16 protein-coding genes and 1 tRNA gene are annotated in these 17,607 nt (G+C 62.2%); 7 read left to right on the plus strand and 10 right to left on the minus strand.

Translation table 11 applies throughout. The features are described from left to right. Positions 1-84 precede the first annotated feature (84 nt). Complete coding sequence (locus tag IC761_RS14235) at positions 85-1,116, minus strand: LLM class flavin-dependent oxidoreductase (protein WP_195803849.1); 1,032 nt, start codon at positions 1,114-1,116, stop codon at positions 85-87. A gap of 96 nt (positions 1,117-1,212) precedes the next feature. Then, positions 1,213-3,270 (minus strand): ATP-dependent helicase, encoded by a 2,058-nt coding sequence (locus IC761_RS14240; RefSeq protein WP_195803850.1) that lies wholly within the window; start codon positions 3,268-3,270, stop codon positions 1,213-1,215. Between the two features lie 124 nt (positions 3,271-3,394). Here IC761_RS14240 and IC761_RS14245 point away from each other — a divergent pair, with 124 nt between their 5' ends. Then, entirely contained in the window at positions 3,395-3,985 is a 591-nt protein-coding gene (locus IC761_RS14245; protein ID WP_195803851.1) for a TMEM175 family protein, read from the plus strand. Between the two features lie 15 nt (positions 3,986-4,000). Here the strand turns inward: IC761_RS14245 and IC761_RS14250 are convergent, their stop codons facing one another. Beyond that, positions 4,001-4,387 carry a YciI family protein gene (locus IC761_RS14250; protein WP_195803852.1) on the minus strand — a complete coding sequence of 129 codons (387 nt, stop codon included), beginning with the start codon at positions 4,385-4,387 and terminating at the stop codon, positions 4,001-4,003. Positions 4,388-4,581: 194 nt separating this feature from the next. Between IC761_RS14250 and IC761_RS14255 the strand changes: the two genes are divergently transcribed. From IC761_RS14255 to IC761_RS14265, 3 genes are all read left to right on the plus strand, one after another. Then, entirely contained in the window at positions 4,582-4,767 is a 186-nt protein-coding gene (locus IC761_RS14255) for a hypothetical protein (protein WP_195803853.1), read from the plus strand. A gap of 45 nt (positions 4,768-4,812) precedes the next feature. Further along, positions 4,813-4,962, plus strand: coding sequence for a hypothetical protein (locus IC761_RS14260; RefSeq protein ID WP_195804901.1), 150 nt, complete (start codon positions 4,813-4,815; stop codon positions 4,960-4,962). Positions 4,963-5,298: 336 nt separating this feature from the next. Beyond that, positions 5,299-5,372: transfer RNA gene (locus tag IC761_RS14265), tRNA-Gly, on the plus strand. A gap of 59 nt (positions 5,373-5,431) precedes the next feature. On the opposite strand, the gene IC761_RS14270 is transcribed toward IC761_RS14265, so the two are convergent. Further along, positions 5,432-6,463, minus strand: coding sequence for a methyltransferase (locus IC761_RS14270; RefSeq protein ID WP_195803854.1), 1,032 nt, complete (start codon positions 6,461-6,463; stop codon positions 5,432-5,434). An 8-nt stretch (positions 6,464-6,471) separates the two neighbouring features. Further along, positions 6,472-7,437: a Bug family tripartite tricarboxylate transporter substrate binding protein gene (locus tag IC761_RS14275; RefSeq protein ID WP_195803855.1), complete on the minus strand. Its 966-nt coding sequence runs from the start codon at positions 7,435-7,437 to the stop codon at positions 6,472-6,474. Between the two features lie 129 nt (positions 7,438-7,566). Here IC761_RS14275 and IC761_RS14280 point away from each other — a divergent pair, with 129 nt between their 5' ends. Continuing rightward, positions 7,567-8,508, plus strand: coding sequence for a LysR family transcriptional regulator (locus IC761_RS14280; protein WP_195803856.1), 942 nt, complete (start codon positions 7,567-7,569; stop codon positions 8,506-8,508). Between the two features lie 2 nt (positions 8,509-8,510). Here the strand turns inward: IC761_RS14280 and IC761_RS14285 are convergent, their stop codons facing one another. The 4 genes from IC761_RS14285 to IC761_RS14300 all read right to left on the minus strand — a co-directional run bounded on the left by IC761_RS14285 (position 8,511) and on the right by IC761_RS14300 (position 12,167). Beyond that, positions 8,511-10,100, minus strand: coding sequence for an SGNH/GDSL hydrolase family protein (locus IC761_RS14285; protein ID WP_195803857.1), 1,590 nt, complete (start codon positions 10,098-10,100; stop codon positions 8,511-8,513). A 54-nt stretch (positions 10,101-10,154) separates the two neighbouring features. Further along, positions 10,155-10,520 (minus strand): hypothetical protein, encoded by a 366-nt coding sequence (locus IC761_RS14290; RefSeq protein ID WP_195803858.1) that lies wholly within the window; start codon positions 10,518-10,520, stop codon positions 10,155-10,157. 15 nt (positions 10,521-10,535) lie between these two features. Further along, a complete protein-coding gene (locus IC761_RS14295; RefSeq protein ID WP_246791516.1) occupies positions 10,536-11,516 on the minus strand; it encodes a hypothetical protein in 981 nt (326 codons plus the stop codon). A gap of 240 nt (positions 11,517-11,756) precedes the next feature. Continuing rightward, positions 11,757-12,167 (minus strand): hypothetical protein, encoded by a 411-nt coding sequence (locus tag IC761_RS14300; RefSeq protein WP_195803859.1) that lies wholly within the window; start codon positions 12,165-12,167, stop codon positions 11,757-11,759. Between the two features lie 385 nt (positions 12,168-12,552). Between IC761_RS14300 and IC761_RS14305 the strand changes: the two genes are divergently transcribed. After that, the gene (locus IC761_RS14305; protein ID WP_195803860.1) at positions 12,553-15,582 is read left to right on the plus strand and encodes an ATP-binding protein; all 3,030 of its coding nucleotides are present in this window, start codon (positions 12,553-12,555) and stop codon (positions 15,580-15,582) included. Between the two features lie 93 nt (positions 15,583-15,675). Here the strand turns inward: IC761_RS14305 and IC761_RS14310 are convergent, their stop codons facing one another. Continuing rightward, entirely contained in the window at positions 15,676-16,575 is a 900-nt protein-coding gene (locus IC761_RS14310) for a LysR family transcriptional regulator (RefSeq protein WP_195803861.1), read from the minus strand. Positions 16,576-16,699: 124 nt separating this feature from the next. Between IC761_RS14310 and IC761_RS14315 the strand changes: the two genes are divergently transcribed. Continuing rightward, positions 16,700-17,551 carry an isocitrate lyase/PEP mutase family protein gene (locus IC761_RS14315; protein ID WP_195804649.1) on the plus strand — a complete coding sequence of 284 codons (852 nt, stop codon included), beginning with the start codon at positions 16,700-16,702 and terminating at the stop codon, positions 17,549-17,551. Positions 17,552-17,607 lie beyond the last annotated feature (56 nt).

Below are 17,607 nucleotides of genomic sequence, written 5' to 3' on the forward strand. Positions count from 1 at the left end.
TAAAACACCGTACCGGACCATGATCTGTGATCTCGCTCACAGTCATTGCCGGAATCCTGGTGTCCGGCAACGGCGAGACAGAAATTACCCCATCATCTCCTTGACCATCGGAACCACCTTGCGTCCATAGAGCTCGATGCTCTTCATCAGCTTTTCGTGCGGCAGCGGCCCCGCTGAGTACTTCAACTGGAAGCGTGAGATGCCGAGCGCCTTGGCCGTGTTGGCGATCTTGCGCGCGACCGTCTCGGGCGAGCCGACATAGAGAGAGCCGTGCTCGGCCTCATTGACGAACTCGTCGCGGCCCATCGGCGGCCAGCCGCGTTCCTTGCCGATGCGATCGCGCATCGCCTTGTAGTCGGGCCAGAGTTCCTCGCGGGCCTGCCCATCGGTCTCGGCGACGTAGCCGGGTGAGTGTACGCCGATCGGTTTGACCGGGCGGCCGAACTCCTTGAAGGCGCGGTGGTAGAGATCGACGTAAGGCGCAAAGCGCGCTGGATCGCCGCCAATGATGGCGAGCATCAAGGGCAGGTCGTAATGTGCGGCGCGCACCACCGATTGCGGGCTGCCGCCGACGCCGATCCAGGTTTTGAGCGTGCCGTTCTCGACCGGGGGATAGACCAGCTGATCCTTCAGCGGTGGACGCAGCTTGCCCTGCCAGGTCACCGGCTTCTGCGACAGCACGCTCGCGAACAGATCGAGCTTCTCCTCGAACAGCTCCTCGTATTTGCGCAGGTCGAATCCAAACAGCGGAAAGGATTCCGTGAAGGAGCCGCGCCCCAGGATCACCTCGGCGCGTCCGTTGGAGAGTGCGTCCAGCGTCGCAAACCGCTGGAACACGCGGATCGGATCGTCCGAGCTCAGCACCGTCACGGCCGAGCCGAGATGGATGCGCTTGGTGCGCGCTGCGATCGCAGCCAACACGGTCTCGGGCGAGGAGATCGCGAAATCGGCGCGATGATGTTCGCCTAGCCCGATGAAGTCGAGCCCGAGCTCATCGGCCAGCACTGCCTCGTCGACGACATTGCGGATCACCTGCGCATGCGCAAGCATGGCACCGCCAGCGTCCCTGGTGACGTCGCCAAAGGTGTCCAGTCCGAATTCGAGCGCTGCGGCCATCGATCAGGTCTCTGTGGGGAGGATCGACCAGACTTAATGGACCGCGGCGCGGTTACAAGCGCACGCGCGGAAATGCTCGGTTTCCGTTTGTTCGGCCTACCGCCACATCCCGCGCATCCGCGCGCCGATGTCGATCTTCGGTCCCTGCGCCGCCGTGCGTGCCGCGCTTGCCGCGGCCTTCGGCCAGGCGGTGCGCTCGAACAGATAGACCAGCTGCTCCGGGATGAAGCGGGTGCGCGCGGCGTAGACGTGGCGGTCGCCCTTGGCTTGCTGGCCGTGGGTGAAGAAGCGCTGCGGCACGACGAGGTGCAGATCGTCCTTGGCGCGGGTCATCGCCACATAGAGCAGGCGGCGCTCCTCCTCGAGCTCGGCAGAGGTGCCGGCGCCGAGATCGGACGGCATGCAGCCATCGACGACATTGAGCACGAACACCGATTTCCACTCCTGGCCTTTTGCCGAATGGATGGTGGAGAGGATCAGATAATCCTCGTCACGGAGCGGCGGGCCTGATTTGTCGCTGGTCGCATTGGGAGGATCGAGTGTGAGCTCGGTCAAAAATTTCTCGCGCGAGGAATAGCCGCTCGCGATCTGCTCGAGCTGCATCAGATCGGCGCGGCGTGTCTCGGAATCCTCGTGGAGGCGATCGAGATGCGGCTCGTACCAGAACCGCACGCGCTCGAGCTCGGCCGGCCATTCCGAATAGCGCAGATTTTCGACCGTGCGGACGAAGTCAGTCCAGTCCGTGCCGCTGCGCGGCGGCACTGGCAGCTGGCCAAGCGCGTGCAGCGGGTCGGGACTCTCGGCCATCTGGTCAAGCACGCGCTGTGCGGTCGCAGGGCCGATTCCGGGCAACAGATGCAGGATACGAAAGCCTGCGACGCGGTCGCGCGGATTCTCCGTGAAGCGCAGCAGCGCCAGCACGTCCTTGACATGGGCTGCGTCGAGGAATTTCAGCCCGCCGAATTTCACGAAGGGGATGTTGCGCCGGGTCAGCTCGATCTCGAGCGGGCCGGAATGCGAGGAGGTCCGGAACAGCACCGCCTGGTGCTTGAGCAGCGCGCCTTGCTCGCGATTGGCCAGCACCTCTTCGACGATGTAGCGGGCCTGGTCGGCCTCGTCGTGCACGGTGACGAGTTGCGGCTTTTGCGTGGAGGTCCGGTCGGTCCAGAGATTTTTGGTGAAGCGCTCGCGGGCGAGGCCAATGACGCCGTTCGCGGCCGCAAGCACGGCTTGCGTCGAGCGGTAGTTGCGGTCGAGCGTGATCATCTCCGCGCGCGGTGAGAAGCTTTGCGGGAAGTCGAGGATGTTGCGCACGGTGGCGGCGCGGAACGAATAGATCGATTGCGCATCGTCGCCGACGACGGTGAGCCCACGCCCGTCCGGCTTCAGAGCCAAAAGGATCGAGGATTGCAGGCGGTTGGTGTCCTGATATTCGTCGACCAGCACGTGATCGAAACGGCCGCCGATCTCTTCGGCGATCAGCGCATCGCTCGTCATCTGCGACCAGTAGAGCAGCAGGTCATCGTAATCGAGCACGTGCTGCGCCTGCTTGGCCTCGACGTAGGCCGCAAATAGCCCCTTCAGCTCGGCGGCCCAGCCCGTGCACCAGGGATAGTGCTGGCCCAGTACCTTCTCGATCTCCATCTCGGCGTTGACGCAGCGCGAGTAGATTGCAAGACACGTGCCCTTGGCCGGAAAGCGGCTCTCGGTTTTCGACAGGCCGCGTTCGTGCCGAACCAGATTCATCAGGTCGGCGGAATCCTCGCGGTCATGGATGGTGAAGGCGGGATCGACGCCGATCCGCTCGGCATATTCGCGCAGGAGGCGCGCGCCGATGCCGTGGAAGGTGCCGGCCCAGGTCAGCGCGTCGCGCATGATCGCGGCGTTGCTCTCGCCGAGCACCTTGCAGGCGATGCGCTCCACACGCCCGGCCATCTCGGCCGCTGCGCGGCGCGAGAACGTCATCAGCAGGATGCGGCGCGGATCGGCACCTGCGACGATCAGATGCGCGACGCGATGGGCGAGCGTATTGGTCTTGCCGGAGCCTGCGCCGGCAATGACGAGCAGGGGACCGCCCACGGTCGCGCCATCCACCACGCCATGCTCGACGGCGCGGCGCTGCTCCGCATTGAGCGTGTCCAGATAGGTTGTCACGAATCGCCCCGGTGAAGGGGCAGAATCAACGATCCTCGGGCGAATCGCAATGTAGCTGGACGCGGGAGGCATGAGGATTTAGGGGAGAGGGAACAGCTCGTTCCATCCCGGACGGTTTGCAGAGATGGCCGATCCTACGCCCGACCTGTTTGAAATGCGCCGGCTGGAATCGCTGAGCAACACCATTTTTGGTGTCGCGATGACGCTGCTGGCCAATGATCTGCCCAAGGCGGGCGAGTTCAAGGCCATGCCGACCTGGAGCGATCTCGGTCAACTTTATTCCGGGCGCGTGACCGGGCTGATCCTGAGCTTCATCATCGCGGGCGTGTTCTGGATCAGCCATCACCGCCGGCTTGCCAACCAGCCGGAAGCGGGCCGCCACATCGTGCTGCTCAACCTGGTGTTCCTACTGTCGATCGTCCTCCTGCCGGTGACCAATGGCCTCTATGGCAATTACGGCATGAGCACCGCCGTGGCCGTGCTGTTTGGCCTGCATCTCACCGTCATCGCCGGGCTGAATGCCACACTGTGGTGGCTCGTGATGCGCGGCTTCCGTCACCAGTTGGTTGCGGCGTTGTTTCCGCTGGCCGTGTTCCTGCCCGGGACCGTGGTGGCTGCGGTCGCCCCGCAATACGCGACCTATTTCTGGTTTCTGGCCTTCGGCGGACTTCTCATCCGCCGCCGCATAGATGTGGCGACGGACGGTAAAACGTGACGGTGTCACCGCCCTTCATCCCTTGGTCGGCGTCGCACCAAACCCGTCGGCCGGCGCGTAGAGCATGACCGGGCGGATTTCGTAGACCGCCGATGGGTTGACCTCGCGCAGCTTCCGCGCTGCCGCGATCGCCTCCTCCTCCGTGTCGTAGTTGACGAGGTGGAAGCCCAGGAGCTGCTCCTTGGTCTCGGCAAACGGGCCGTCCAGCACCATGCCCGCGCCGGGACCGCGCAAAGTGCGGGCCTTTCGGGTTTCATCGAGGCGAGCGGCCGGCCCAAGGTGTCCGCTGGCCCGCAAGGGGGCCTGAACTTCGATGACTTTGGCCACGACTGCGGCGTCTTCCTGCGACGTCCAGGACAGGATCTCGTCTTCCACATGGTAGGCCAGGATGGCGTAAAGCATCGTCAACTCGCTGTTTTTTGCTGCGCGCCCTAAAGGACGTATCACTGCACCGGCAGCCGACAATGGCTGGGCGCGAAATATTGCATCGCCAAGGTTGCGACGAAACCGTCTTGAAACCTGATTGCCGCCCGTGGCCGTGAACGCCGCCCGAAGCCGATGCGACTATTGGCCACCAAGAACACGCGGAGGCGGCAATGTCGGGTCAGACCATCAACATCATCTGCGACGCGCGTCGGGCAGGGAAGTCGGAAGCGGCCGATCTGCACGACCAGTCCGGCCATCATCGCTATTACGGCAGTTCCGCCGAGAACGGTGGCGAGCGCATCATCGAGAGCCGCCGCGGCAAGCAGCCGCGCGCGCTGAACGTCTGCGGCTTCTGACGCCTTCGACCAGATTGTTTTTGGACCATGAGCGTCCTGCAAATAATGATCGCCACGATGCCGTTCCTGCTCTCGCTTGTGAGCAGGAACAGCAAGGCGATCGCCCCGTGCCTGCTCACGAGCATCTTCACCGTGCTGTTCATCGGCGTGCTGATGGCCGCCGTCGCCGTGCGCGAACGGCTTCGCGTGCTCTGAGCCGGCGGGCGGCCCTCCCGATCAAGGCAATTCCCAAAAAAAGGCGCGGCGGGGAGAACCCCGTCGCGCCCGATTTCTTGCTCGCTGGTCCAGGGCTGAGAGCGCCCCGATGCCAAGCTCATTTCGAAGCTTAGCGGGCGATCCCAGCGAGGTGACAGCGCTTGAGATAAGACACTGGATCACCTCCTTTCGTTGGTTTCGGGACGCTCAATATAGGGTGAAATCCCCCCGCCGTTAAGAGGTGGAGGCGGGTGGGAACAAGCCTGTTCGTGAGGTGGGAAAGACCGGCGAGGGACAGTTGAGACCGCCGCCCGGCCGTGTTAGGGAGCCGGTGTCGCGGGTGTAGCTCAATGGTAGAGCAGCAGCCTTCCAAGCTGAATACGAGGGTTCGATTCCCTTCACCCGCTCCAATCGCGACTTTTCACGCCTTCCTGCGATTTTCTGCGATCGCGTTCGCTGGTGGGCGCCCTCAGGCATCCCGGGCAGCCTCAACAAGGCACGATTCGATCAGATTGAAGCGGCCGACGCGGAGAACGGCTGTGGGACGGAAGCCACTCTCGGTCAGGAGCCGATAATATTCTCTTTCGGTCCGTTCCCGTCCACCTGGACCGCGCAGCATGTTCAAATCGCTCATGGCGCACGACCTGCCCGCGTCATCGGTACCAGGCGATTCCGGCATCGCTCGTTCGACTAATAGCAGTCTGCCTTTTCGAGGAAGCGCTTTGCGACAGTTTTCCAAAATGATGCAGCTGCGCTCATCATCCCAGTCGTGAATAATGCTTTTCAAGATGATCGCTTCGGCCCCCGTAGGCACCGCGTGAAAGAAATCACCTGCGACAAACGTAAGGCGATCGGACAGTCCCAGCCTGCCGAAGTGCTGGTTAGCGGCATCAGCGCACCTCGGCAAATCGAAAACCGTTCCTTTGATATTCGAGTATTCTCTCGCCACGGCGCCCATGAGTTCCCCAGAGCCGCCTCCGACATCCATCAAGTGGGAGATCGTGCCAAAGTCGTAGGCCTGCAGTAGATCGTGCGTGACCAACCGCGTCAGGTCTGTCATCGCTTCATTGAATATCCGCACATGCTCTGGCGTGCGTGCCATCAGATCGAAATTGTCGCCGACGTCCTGGAGTTGGGCAGCCGTCTTCCCCGACATGATCGAATCCAGCAGACCATCCCACCTCCTGGTCAGCATGTAGCCTTCAAAGATGACCCAGCTCTTGAACGATCGTTCGGCAGCACCATCGAGTCCCGCCCCCAGTTCGGTTAGCAAGTAGCGGTCTTCGCTGACGCGAGAGCAAATGCCGACGGCCGAGAGAGCGACGAGCAAGCGGGCCAGTGCGTCCCGGTCCGTGTGGGTTCGACTCGCGAGTTCATCGACCGTTCGCGGTCCGTCGCGCAGCCATTCGGCAAGCCCCAGCCTGGCAGCGACATAGATCACTGCCGTCACACGGTGCGATTGAACAAGATCCAACAACTTTTCGCGGGGATCGGTGGTCATGTGCCGCTCTAGTCTTCGATCGGGAATCCTGACGCCGCCACGATCGGGCCCCAGCGTTCGAAGTCGGCGCGCTGGACACGTTTGAGTTCGTCCGATGTCGTTCCTGTCGGCTCGCAGCCGATGGCATGAATCTTTGCGCGCATTTCGGGATCGCTCCCGATTGCAATGATCTCCTTTCCCAGGCGCTCAACGAACTGACGGGAAGAATGGGCAGGTGCATAGAATGCGAACCATCCGGACGCGTCGATATCGATCCCGCTCTCCTTGAGAGTCGCGGTTTGGGGTAGGAAGGAAGATCGCGCGGCGGCCGCGGTGGCGATGATGCGTATGCCACCGCCCCCATGTTGCTCCAGGAGTTCGGAAACAAACGCCATATACATCGGGACCCGGCCGGCCAGCACATCCGGGAGGGCAGCAGGCGTACCCTTGTAGGGCGTGTGGCGCAGGTTCAGGCCTGTGATCCGGCCAAACTCGCCGCAGATAAAATGAGGTGCTGTACCTGCTCCGGGCGAGCCGTACACGGCCTGGGCGGGATTGGCTTTCATCCAGTCGATGAGCTCGTGCGCTGAATGGATGGGCAGCTTCCCGCTGACCGCCAGAGCCAGATCGACCGTCATCACCTGCGAAAGGGGCACAAAGTCGCGCTCTGCATCGTAGCCCAAGCTCCTGAAGAGATGCGGCTGGAGTGTGAATTGCGAAGCGGAAGCAAACAGCACTGTCTCCTCGCCCGGTGCGGCATTCTTGACCGCCTGAGCGCCGATGCGCCCGCCAGCGCCAGCAAGGTTCTCCACAATCGCCACCTTGCCGAGCCTGGTATGGAGCTGCTCGGCAAACAGCCGGGCGATCGAATCTCCCGACCCGCCAGGCGCGAACGGAAACACGATCCTCAGCGGCCGGTCGGCGGCAATAACGGGTAGCGGAAGAGCCAGAGCCGAAAACCCGCTCAGTATGGCGCGACGCGAGCAAAGCTGCATGGCGTTCTCCATGTGCCTGGGACAGCAACGCGATGATCCGGCCGGCTTTCCATCTCGCTATCCTGAAGCAACAACGCTATAACCCGAAATCGCATTTTCCTATCGGGCTATAACGTGAGGTGAATACTCATGCAGTGGCAGGACCGCATCGGCCGACGCCTGCGCCTCAAGGATCTGCATACGCTCCAGACCGTCGCAGAGGTCGGCAGCATGGCCAAGGCGTCTCACCGTCTTGGATTGTCGCAGCCGGCGATCTCCAAGGCCATCACCGACATGGAGCACGCCGTCGGGGCCGCGCTGCTGGATCGCACCTCGCGCGGAGTCGAACTCACCGAGTGCGGTCGCCTTCTTGTCGATCGCACGCGCGTCGTTTTCGACGAAATAAAGCTGGGTGTTGCCGACATTGTGCAAAGATCGGATCCGGCACAAGGGCTCGTTGCGATCGGCACGACCGAGCCGGTCACCGCGATCGTTACAGAAATCATCGGACATCTCGTTCGCAGATATCCAGGCATCAGGTATCATATCACGATAGGTGATCGGGATGCGCTTGAGCATGCTCTGCGCCAGAGAATGCTTGATCTGGCCATAACGCGCTGGGCGCCGTTGCCAGTCGCGGATGATTTGTCCGCGGAGGTGCTGTTTAGATCCTCCCTTGCGGTGATGGCGGAGCGACGGCATCCGCTGCTGCGATCGAGGAAGAAGCTGAAACTCGCAGAACTTATGCAAGAGCAATGGACGCTCTCGCCGCCCGAGTCTTTTTTGGGTCGTACCGGCGTCGAGCTATTTCGGCGACATAACCTGCCCCTTCCGCCAACGACCGTCACCACGATTTCAATCTACATGCGGTTGAATCTGTTGGCGAGCAGCCGGTTCATAACCCTGTTGCCCATGCAGATACTCAGAATGCGATCGAGTAGCGCATGGCTGCGCGCGTTGAACGTCGATCTCGGCGATACTTCCGCCCCGATAGCCTCGATCACCTTGAAGGGACGACGGGCCGGAGGTGCAGTCAGGTTATTCCAACAGGCCAGCCGGGAGGTCTGTAAGGCGCTGGTTGGAGTGAGCTGACGTCATACCGTCAGCAGATTCCACTGCTCTGCCGTCTGGAGCAGATGGCCCAAGCTGTTGCTCACTTCGCCACCATGACCATCTGCTGCCGCGATGGCGTGCGTGATCAGATAAGGCGTGCTCGGATCGGTCGAGACCGAGTCTATCTGTAGTTCGATGCGCTCGGTGCCGGTGACATGCAGTCCGTCGATGTCGAAGCTTCCGGCGTGGCCGTGTTTTGCCGCCTGGTCGAAGGCGGTTTCGATCCTGGCAAATTCGGCGAGAAAGGCCCGTTCCGCTGTGGGATTTTGGTCGTTGATGATGAAGCGGAGCGTGTCATGCCCGCCGCCGCCGCTCACCATCTGTTGCCCGAAGGTGAAGCTGCCGTCGGGCTTGACCAGGCTCGCGCTTTCCTTGAGCACGAAGAGGTCATTGCCGGTGCCGCCGAATAGCGCATTGGTGCCGGCGCGGTTGACGATCAGCGCATCGCCATCGCTGCCGCCGATCAGCTTGTTGACGCCGGTCGAACCGGTCTCGAGCACGTCATGGCCGGAGCCGCCGTCGAGCGTGGCGTTGCCGGCACCGGCCCAAATCAGGTCGTTGCCAGTGCCGCCATGCACCGTCACATTGCCCTCACCGGCAAAGATGATGTCGTCGCCGGCGCCGCCATAGATTGTATAATTGTCGTTCAGCCCCGACCTGGTTGGATCGAGTGGCGTCGCGAAGACGAAATTGTCGCCGCCCCCGGCATGGATCACGCTCTGCGTGCCGTCGAGGAATTGCGCCGTATCCGACGTCAGCACCGCATCGGAGAATGCCGCCAGCACGCCGTGCGCCGCGCTGGTCGGATGCTCTCCATCGAAGAAGGCGAGCTCGTTCGGCGCAAACTGGTGCGTGCCGGTGGCGAGCTGGGCGGTCCAGGTGACCGTGAGATCGTTGTTGAAGCCGAAGGTCTTGGGATCCGCGGCAAAGGCTTCCGTCAATTGGAAGGCGTCCACCAAATGGACATTTGAATGGCTGGCAGCGAGCTGCGCCAATGCAGCGTTGTTGACGAGGTCTACGGCGTGAACGGCCGCGACGACGGCCGGGCCCTCGGCCTGCGCATTCGGCGTGAGCCCGAAATCGGGCAATGTGTAGAGGATGATGTGCTTGAAACCCGCGTCGGTCAGCGCGTTGATCGCTGCATCGACGCTGCCGATGACGTTCTGCACAAACGCCGGCAAATCCGCGGGATTACCATCGTTGAGAAAAAACGAATCATAGTCATTGCTGCCGATATTGATCAGCGCGGTGGCATCGGCCGGTGGCTTGTGGCCGTCGAGCTCCGCGATGTATTGCGCGACCTGGTACGAAAGATTGATGGCGTGTGGCGGGACATGATTGACCAGCAACGAGGGCGACGTATCGCTGGCCTCGGCAAAACCGTAGGCCCTGTCGTCGAGGCGCATATGCAGCAGGCTTGCGAGCTGCTCGGCGTAATTGGGCCCGTTGGAGAACCGTCCGTCCCAGTCGGGCGGCTGCGGAAGGCCGATCAGGTTGAAAAGGTTGCCGTTGTCCGACAGGCTGTCACCGAAGACGACGAGCGTGGAATTATGATGCTGATCCCGTCTCATGTTTCGCTCCCTGACTATGCAGATACTCGTTCGATCGCCGATGCGATAGGCCGGTCATGAATTCGGCGGCGCGAAGATGCAGCGAATGTCGGGGTTTTCGCCGGTGCCGAAGCAGATGTGCCAGCGGCCGTCGCGAGACTCTCTTCGCGATTTCGTCGGGTTGACATAGAGTGTTGTGCCATCGTCTGTCGTCATCAACAGCCCATCGGACAGCATCTGAATGCGTGACACCGGATGGCAATCGCCATCATGGCAGCAGTCGGTCGGATACCAACTGATGGTGCTGCCGTCGGCGCCGTGATGGACGTGGGCGCTGGCCGGCGAAAGCGCCGCAATACAAATTGCCACAATCGGTATCGGCAATGTTGTAAGGATCGATCGGTACGAGCTCAGTTCGAGCCAGCGGGCAATGTCGAGCATAGGAAATCTCACCAGTCAGGGTTTCCAGGACGCAAATGACCGGAGCGCTTGAGGCGCGAAACGGTTGACCAGGGGAGGCAGCGTGACACACAGCCTGACGATGAGGGGTAGCGCGAGCACGGGGATCACGCAGGCCGCGACGTAACCCTCCGCCAACGGCGGCAGCCCAAAACTCGCGGCCGCCCACGCCAGAGTGACGTTGCGATTGCCGCTGACGAGGCCGATCGTCCCGGCCAGCTGCAAACCAAGTCTTGAAAAGACCAGCGTGGCAAGCCCGCACAGTCCGAAATTGATTGCAATCGCGGCCGCGAGCATTTCCTCGAAACGAGCCGGGTTGCTGTGCCACTGTGTCGTGATGCCCTGCGAGGTCGCAAGACCGACGATGATGAGCCCGATGACGGCGACGCCGGTGGCGGCGCGCTGATCCGGCAGGACGGGCGTCAGCCGTTCGCGCCACCGCAATGATGCGACGGCTACAAGCGCCGCCATCCCGATGATGCCAAACAGGCGGAGGGCAAGGGCCTGCATGTCGAAGGCGACGCCGAGGCCCAGCACGGTGGCGAAGCAGGGAATCGAGATCGGCGCGAGCAGCGTCAATGCGATCGACACGAGCAGGGCGATGCGGGGCTGCAGGCCCAGCATCGCAGCAATCGCTGCGGCACTGCCGACTGGCGGCGCCAGCAGCGAAAGCAGCACGCCGGCCCGCAGCGATGGATCAAGTGGTACAAACGACAACAAGGCGGCCGCAGCCAACGGAAGCACGATACCGACCCAGGCCAGCACTACGCCGATCAGAGAGATGCGCATCTTGAGGCCGGATGGTGCAAGACCGGCGGTGAGAAAGGAACCCAGCGTCAGAAGAAATGCGGATACAGGCAAAAGGCTGTATCCGAAATGCGCGAGAGGCCGGCTGAGAACGCCCACACAGAGGGAAACCACCAGCAGCATCGGGCCTTGTCTACCAAGGGCGGAAAGTAATTTTCCGAATGTGCGCATCCGCTTTATCCTCGTTGGTACTTGCGAAGAGTTCTGAGCTGGGTCGAAAAGCGCCGCTTGCCTGTTGGCCAACGGTGCTGCTTCGCGTGAGGGGTGGTCAGGGCGGGTCGGGATTGAACAACGGCGAATGCCACTGCGCAGCCGTCTGCTGCTGCGGCGCACCGACGAGCACCCAAATCCCGAGTGCTGTGACCACCGATATTGCCAGGCACCAGCCGGCGAGGCGCGGCCGGTCCTCGTTCACGGCAACGCCATCGCAAGGGCTGTGGTCGCGTCGGTCGCATCCGCTCCCGGCACCGCAAAGTAGATGGCGGCGATCATGACGACGCTGAACATCGCGTAGCCGCAGATGATCCAGCGATCGTAATCGCGGTTCCCGGTGGGCAATACAGGAGGGCTGGCGCTTTCTGAGCTCTTCATTGTCACGCTCCTCTGCAATTCACGGCGCGTGCGTTCCCAGCTTGTGAAGCCGTCCGCACGCCGATGGAAAATAAAAAGTGCTTCGCGAACTTCGTCACCGTAAAGGTTGCGGCAATCGATGCGGGAAGTCGTGAAGAGGTTCTGAAAAGATTCCGAATCGATGCCGAGGGAACAGGCAGCCTGGGCAGATTGTGCACACGAAATCGGGGCGCTCAGGGCGTCTCGCGTCATGAATTCGTCACGAGGTGCTCGTGCGCGAAAAAAGCTTCCGTTGCGGGAATATCGCCGCGCCCAACCCGATAAATCAGATCAAGGGGCGATCTATGCTCGACGTCGCGCTGGTCTCGTTGGCGAAACCTGTGATCGATTTCATATCGGACGAAATTCGCAAGTGGTACGTTGAGCGAGCATGCGTAGCGCGCGCCCAGGCAGTTGCGTCTGCGGGCGGGTCGCTCAGTTCCGCCGGGTTGCAACATTCCGTCGTTGCATAGCTGCTCGATCTCGTCTTCGTCGCGCTGGGCGCCGATTTTCTGCTACCGTGCGGCGTGTGGGCCGGGGCATTTTGAAAGCTGAACGAGTTAATTGCGAAGACTTCCAACCGAGAACGAATTTGTTCATGTCGACGGTCCATGCTTTCGGTCCATTCCGTCTCGACGCGAATGCGGGCATCCTGTTCCACGGTACCGAGCCTGTGGCTCTTGGTCGGCGCGCGGTGGCGCTGCTTCGCGTGCTGGTCGAGAAATCCGGCGAGCCGGTCGCCAGGGACGCCCTCGTCGAGGCTGCGTGGGCAGGGCTTGCGATTGAAGACAGCAATCTCTCGGTGCAGATTGCGGCTCTGCGCAAAGCTCTCGGTGCCGAACCTGGCGGCGACCGCTGGATCGAGACGCTGCCGCGCCGCGGGTATCGCTTTGTCGGGCCGAGTACTGGAAGCTCGCAACAAGGACCGACGGCCGAGCGAACATCGGTCGTCGCTCCCCGATCTCGCTGGCTCGTCGGGCGACGCGGCCTGCTCCAGAAGCTGGACGGCACGATGCGACGCATGCTTGGTGGAGAGCGGCAGGTCGCTTTCGTCACTGGCGAGGCCGGCATCGGTAAGACCTCGTTTGTCGAGATGGCAGCCGAGCAATTATCCCGACATGGCGTCGACTTCCTCGCCGGGCAGTGTACCGAGCGCTTCGGCACCAACGAGCCGTTTCTTCCGCTGATCGACGCCTTGACGACGCGCTGTCGCGGACCGGGCGGGTCGTCCCTTGTGGAGGCCATTCGCTCCCATGCGCCGACCTGGCTGTTGCAGATGCCGGGCTTCCTTGAGGGAGTGGATCGTGCCGCGTTTCAAAACGAGGTGTTCGGAGCGACGCGGGAGCGGATGCTGCGGGAATTCTGCGACCTGCTTGAGGCATTGGGCGCAGATCGCCCATGGGCCCTCATTATCGAAGACATGCATTGGAGCGATTTCGCGACGGTGGATGTCCTGTCGCGCTTCGCGCGCGGGGATCGCAGGACATCAATACTCGTTCTCGGCACCTACCGGCCCGACGACGCAACCGCACAAGGCCATCCGGTTCGCCGCCTGCACCAGGATCTGGAGATCCACGGACGATGCAGCGAGTTGCAACTCGATCGACTGTCGAGCATGGAGGTCAAACACCACCTGGCTCTGCGTTTCCAGGACGAGGAGCTGGCCTCGGTGCTCTCCGGGCCCATGTTCGGACGCAGCCAGGGGCAACCGCTGTTCATCGCTTCCCTCGTGGATTACTTTGTCAACCAGGAGTCGATCGTCCAGATCGATGGCGCTTGGCGCCTCGGTTCCGGAATTGCTATCTCCGACGATGTTGTACCGAAAGATCTGAGCAATTTGATTACGCATCGGATCGATCGACTGACCGATGACGAGCGTCAACTCCTGGAGGTTGCCAGCGTAGCTGGGAGCGAATGCCCCGCCGCCCTGGTGGCTGCCGGATTGGCGCGTGACGAGATGCAGACCGAGGAGATCCTCGCGGAACTCACCCGGAGGGATCGCACCCTGGTGTCATCAGGAGTGTCTGAATGGCCCGACGGGACCTATTCGGGATCGTACGCGTTTCATCATATTCTCTATCAGAATGTGCTCTATCAGAGGCTGCCCCCGGCGCGACGAGTCCAGGTCCATCGCCGCATGGGTGAGCGGCTGGAACGGGGGTATGCCGGCCGCACGGAGAATATCGCAGCGAGCCTCGCGCTGCATTTCGAGCAGAGCCGTGACTTCCCGCGCGCGTTGCGCTACCTGAGCCAGGCGGCAGAGAACTCCGCAAAACGCCTCGGCCACGAGGAGGCAACCAATTATCTGTCTCGTGCGCTCGGAATTCTGGATCGTCTGGGTGCGACGGATCAATATGGAGCCCGCATCAACTTGCTGCGTCAACGCAGTTGGGCCCTGCGCTCGGCCGGCGATCTCGGCGGCTCGGTCCGCGACCTGAACGAGATGATCGCGACAGCTGCAGCGGCCGGCCAGCTTCGTCAGGAAGTGAATGGACTCCTGGCCGTGAGCCGGTTCTGCCTTCATGCCGACCGGCGGGTGTGCCTTCACGCCTCCGACGAAGCGCTGGCCAAGAGCGAAGCGCTCGAGGATGACGCCCTGAAGGCGCTGGTCCAGGGCAGCAGTGCCAGCATCAATCTGTACTTGAAGGGCTGGAGCGAGAAGGACGCGGCACTCTGCCAGAAGGCCTTGCAGGCGACGGCCGAGGCGCGCGACCACAGCACGCTGATCCGGCGGTATGGGATCGAGGGAATCCTCGAGTGCTGGCGGTCACATTATCAGGAATGCCGCCGCACGGGGACGGACGGCAAGAGGCTGGCTCAGGAGGTTGGCGACGTCTACATCTTCGTGCTGTTCAATGTACTGGAGTCGACCGCGCTGCTTCACCTCGGCGAATGGCGACAATTGCAGCGCGAGACCGTCGCCGCGCTGGCGCTCGCGGAGAGAAATGCCAATCGCCCGGCGATCGCATTGTGCCGCCTGACGCTAGCCTGGCTCCATGTCGAGGCGATGGACTTTGAAGGAGCCCGCCAGCTCTGCGAAAGCGTCGACGAGGCGGTTCTCGACGAAAACCCCTTCGCGTTCTTCTTCCAGCGGGCCGTTCTGGCGAAAGCGTTTGTCGGCATGAACGAGCCGCAACGCGCGCGCGAGCTGTTCGACGATGTCACGAGTCGCCTCGATGCGGATGGCATTTGCCTGGATTTCACCATCTACACACAACTCTATCACTGCCTCGGCGAATACGGGCTTCAGACAGGTGATCTCGCCCAGGCGCGATCGTCGGCTGCAAAGCTCCATGACTATGCCGCGCCGGCTCCCGACCGCAATCATCTGGTGCAGGCGCTTGGCCTGCTTGCGAAGATAGCGTGTGCCGCAGGCGATCTGGACGAGGCGCGGTTGCAATTGGCGCGTGCGCTCTCGGTTCTGGACAACGCCGACATGCCGCTTGCCGCTTGGCGGATTCATCGGACGGCGGCGGAGATCTATGCAAGTCTTGGCGAGGCGGCCGAGGCGGCCAGGCACCGGGTTCGCTTCGAGCAGATCATACGGAAGCTTGCCGAGAATTTCGATCCAACAGACAAATTGCGATCGTCGCTCCTCGCCGCTATCGATGCCCCGCACCAGGACTGAAGCATCGAAAACATCCGCTGGCCGAGCCGACAAGCTAGTTATCCGTGTCGCGGACGATAAGCGTGGATAGGCGTCGCACCTATCGGCCCGTCGCTATTTCTTGTGATCACGCGCGATCCTGAGTGCGACTGAGATAAAATTGCCAAGCGCCGCCGAACGCACATCGGCCCGAGAGGCCAGTCCCAGGGCCGCCTGCGGCGCGTCACCGGTCAGCCGAAGATAAACGATGTCGTTTGTTCTGAGATGCCTGAGCGATTCCGGCACGATCGCAATCCCAAGTCCGGCCGCCACGAGGTTCAAGGTCGAGGTCAGTTGCGGTGCTTCCTGGCTCAGCCGCGGGCGGAAGCCCGAACGTTCGCAGGCTGCGATCACGACATCAGTCAGTCCCGGCCGCACGTCTCGATGGTAGAACACGAAAACCTCGTCGGACAGGCCTGCGAGCGTCGTTGCCTTGCGCGACGCCAGTCGATGCCTCTTCGGTACCGCGACCACCATTCTCTCATGCAGCAACGGGGTGTAGGCTACGACCTCGTCCGCCTCGAACGGCGGCCGGATGAAGGCGGCATCAACCGTACCGTCCCGAATCATGGCCACGAGATTGGTCGAACTGTTCTCTTGCAGCGTGACGTGTAGGGCGGGATAGGCTTGGCGAAACTCGAGCAGGGTGCGAGTCACCGCCGGGTGAAAGCAGCCCGACTCCGTGAAGCCAACGCAGACGTGGCCCGACATGCCCCGTCCAACCTGTTGCGTCACCACCACGGCCTCGCCGATGCGGGACAGAATCGAACGGACCCGGTCCGCGAAGACCGAACCGGCCTCCGTCAACGCCACATGGCGCGGCGTTCGATCCACGAGACGGACACCCACCTCCTGCTCCAGCGCCTGAATCTGCTGCGAGAATGGCGGCTGCGCGATGCCGACCCGCTCAGCCGCGCGCGTAAAGCTCAGCTCCTCCGCGAGGGCGAGGAAGTAGCGCAGGTGTCTCAGTTCCATAATTATATCCAGAATGTATGGATTGGCCCTTATCTAGATATTTGACTGGAAGCATTAATGGGCCGATTTGAGCTGGCAAGCGAATTGTGCGGCGAACGCCCGACATGCCGGAGGGACCCAACTCATGTCATTCAAACAGAAGCTCCAGCAGAAGCGAGCCATCCTCGTGCCCGGTGCGCCCAACGCGCTCGCGGCTCGCGTGATCACCGACCTCGGCTTCGAGGCGATCTACGTGACCGGTGCCGGGGTGACCAATATGTCGCTCGGGCTTCCCGATCTGTCCTTCGTCGACCTGACGCAGATCGTTCAGCACACCATGGCAATCCGAAACGTGACCGATCTGCCGCTCGTCGTCGACGCCGACACCGGCTTCGGCAATGCCGTCAATGTGGCGCACACGGTCCGCATGCTCGAACGTGCCGGCGCCAGCGCTATCCAGATCGAAGATCAGAAAATGCCCAAGCGCTGCGGTCATTTCGCCGGCAAGGAACTGATTACATCGCAGGAGATGGCCGCAAAGGTGAGGGCGGCGGTCGATGCCCGCCGATCCGAAGAGCTTCTAATTATCGCTCGCACGGACGCGCGCGCGACTGAGGGCTTCCAGGCCGCGCTCGATCGCGCGACGCGCTATGTCGAGGCCGGCGCGGATCTCATCTTTATCGAAGCGCCGGAGAGTGAGGACGAGGTTCGGCGCATTCCCGCGGCGCTGCCGGTCCCGCAATTGGTGAATCTTGTGGTCGGCGGCCGCACCCCGATCTTCGACCAGGCCGAATTGGCAGAGATCGGATTCGCCATGGCGCTCTACGCGAACGTGGCGTTGCAGGGGGCCATCCTGGGAATGCAGAACGCACTGGGGGCGCTGGCCAGGGACGGGCGCATGGATGAGGACGGTGCGCTCGTGGCGAGCTTCGCCGAACGGCAGCGTCTGGTTCGAAAGAGCCACTATGACGAACTCGAGCGTCGCTATGCGACGTAATTCGGCAGTAGCGCCGTAAAGAGCAGAAATCCGACATGGGAGGAAGTGATGATCAG

This window comes from Bradyrhizobium commune (genome assembly GCF_015624505.1).
GTDB lineage: Bacteria > Pseudomonadota > Alphaproteobacteria > Rhizobiales > Xanthobacteraceae > Bradyrhizobium > Bradyrhizobium commune.

Excerpts from the sequence above, each read along its gene's own strand:
- IC761_RS14310 (WP_195803861.1), bottom strand. The coding sequence starts at position 16,575 with ATGGAACTGAGACACCTGCGCTACTTCCTCGCCCTCGCGGAGGAGCTG.
- IC761_RS14285 (WP_195803857.1), bottom strand. The coding sequence starts at position 10,100 with ATGAGACGGGATCAGCATCATAATTCCACGCTCGTCGTCTTCGGTGAC.
- IC761_RS14250 (WP_195803852.1), bottom strand. The coding sequence starts at position 4,387 with ATGCTTTACGCCATCCTGGCCTACCATGTGGAAGACGAGATCCTGTCC.
- IC761_RS14235 (WP_195803849.1), bottom strand. The coding sequence starts at position 1,116 with ATGGCCGCAGCGCTCGAATTCGGACTGGACACCTTTGGCGACGTCACC.
- IC761_RS14290 (WP_195803858.1), bottom strand. The coding sequence starts at position 10,520 with ATGCTCGACATTGCCCGCTGGCTCGAACTGAGCTCGTACCGATCGATC.
- IC761_RS14245 (WP_195803851.1), top strand. The coding sequence starts at position 3,395 with ATGGCCGATCCTACGCCCGACCTGTTTGAAATGCGCCGGCTGGAATCG.
- IC761_RS14295 (WP_246791516.1), bottom strand. The coding sequence starts at position 11,516 with ATGCGCACATTCGGAAAATTACTTTCCGCCCTTGGTAGACAAGGCCCG.
- IC761_RS14300 (WP_195803859.1), bottom strand. The coding sequence starts at position 12,167 with ATGACGCGAGACGCCCTGAGCGCCCCGATTTCGTGTGCACAATCTGCC.
- IC761_RS14275 (WP_195803855.1), bottom strand. The coding sequence starts at position 7,437 with ATGCAGCTTTGCTCGCGTCGCGCCATACTGAGCGGGTTTTCGGCTCTG.
- IC761_RS14260 (WP_195804901.1), top strand. The coding sequence starts at position 4,813 with ATGATCGCCACGATGCCGTTCCTGCTCTCGCTTGTGAGCAGGAACAGC.
- IC761_RS14315 (WP_195804649.1), top strand. The coding sequence starts at position 16,700 with ATGTCATTCAAACAGAAGCTCCAGCAGAAGCGAGCCATCCTCGTGCCC.
- IC761_RS14255 (WP_195803853.1), top strand. The coding sequence starts at position 4,582 with ATGTCGGGTCAGACCATCAACATCATCTGCGACGCGCGTCGGGCAGGG.
- IC761_RS14270 (WP_195803854.1), bottom strand. The coding sequence starts at position 6,463 with ATGACCACCGATCCCCGCGAAAAGTTGTTGGATCTTGTTCAATCGCAC.
- IC761_RS14280 (WP_195803856.1), top strand. The coding sequence starts at position 7,567 with ATGCAGTGGCAGGACCGCATCGGCCGACGCCTGCGCCTCAAGGATCTG.
- IC761_RS14305 (WP_195803860.1), top strand. The coding sequence starts at position 12,553 with ATGTCGACGGTCCATGCTTTCGGTCCATTCCGTCTCGACGCGAATGCG.